The 573-nt window shown below is 58.6% G+C and carries 1 protein-coding gene; it reads right to left on the reverse strand.

Annotated features, from left to right (window positions below):
- Positions 1-23 precede the first annotated feature (23 nt).
- The coding region (locus tag HMPREF2978_RS08805; protein WP_246818755.1) for a DDE-type integrase/transposase/recombinase at positions 24-573 on the reverse strand (550 nt) is incomplete at its 5' end.

Below are 573 nucleotides of genomic sequence, written 5' to 3' on the forward strand. Positions count from 1 at the left end.
ATCAGGTGTCTACCAAACAGGGGTCAGGTCCCTTTATCCTTCGGCCGACGCGCGCGCGTAGGAAGTGCTGCTGTGTTGTAGTGCTCCAAGAACTGCTGGTAAGTGTCGTTGACCTTCCGATTCCTATCGGCAGTGCTGATCGCGTTTGATGCCGTCGACGCGTTATCGGGGACAACAACCTGGCAGACCCCACCAAAGTAGTCAAACGCTTGACGGTGGGCATCAAGCCAGGACTGTTGCCGCTGGTCAATACACGCACAGGCAAACAGCATCCCTGAATACGGCAGCGCGGCAACGAAAATGCTGACTTTCGCACCCGGTGTGCCCGCAGGGTCGTACAGGCACATCTTGGTCCCCGCCCAATCCACCTGCATCGTATGCCCTGGTGCATGGGTGATCCGGACGGTAAGCCCGGCCGCATCGACATGGGAAGCAACCAACTGGCGGAACCGGTCGTAGCTGTAGTGACGCTGACCCGGCTGGGCGGGGATCGTGGTGTACCGAGCCCACAATACTTGCAGTGTTTGCTTCACACGCCCTGTGCGTGCTTTGACGACCGCGTCAAAGTCAATC

The organism is Corynebacterium sp. HMSC074C01 (assembly GCF_001814605.1).
GTDB lineage: Bacteria > Actinomycetota > Actinomycetes > Mycobacteriales > Mycobacteriaceae > Corynebacterium.